The sequence below is a fragment of the Pseudoalteromonas rubra genome (genome assembly GCF_005887095.1).
Lineage (GTDB): Bacteria > Pseudomonadota > Gammaproteobacteria > Enterobacterales > Alteromonadaceae > Pseudoalteromonas > Pseudoalteromonas rubra_E.
The window spans coordinates 1-443 of record NZ_PNCI01000192.1 but is presented as its reverse complement, the minus strand read 5'-3'; the positions used below and the strand labels follow the sequence as shown (position 1 = coordinate 443).

The following is a 443-nucleotide window of genomic DNA, read 5'->3' as shown; positions in this document are numbered from 1 at the left end:
GACCCTGAAGGGCGTCGTACGGTATTTGACAGACTACCGCGAATTGAAGGCGACCGCTGGATTGCCATTGGTCGTTTAGATATTAACACCTCAGGGTTGCTGTTATTTACCAACGATGGAGAGCTCGCCAACAGGGTGATGCACCCGAGCTACGAAATTGAGCGTGAATACTCGGTGCGCGTATTTGGTGATGTAACCAAAGAAGCAGTTCGCAACCTCACCAAAGGCGTGGAGCTCGATGATGGGCCGGCACGTTTTCATAGTGTTAAGCCTATGGGCGGTGAGGGCATCAATAAATGGTTTAACGTTACATTGAGCGAGGGGCGTAGCCGTGAGGTGCGTCGTATGTGGCAATCTCAAGGGGTGGAAGTATCGCGCCTGATCCGCGTACGTTATGGCGAGCTGGAGCTCAATAAGCGCTTACCACAAGGTGGCTGGGAGGA

1 protein-coding gene is annotated in these 443 nt (G+C 52.8%); it reads left to right on the top strand.

Annotation, left to right across the window (positions count from 1 at the left end):
- A partial coding sequence (locus tag CWB99_RS23840; protein ID WP_138686260.1) for a pseudouridine synthase occupies positions 1-443 on the top strand: 443 nt, incomplete at both ends.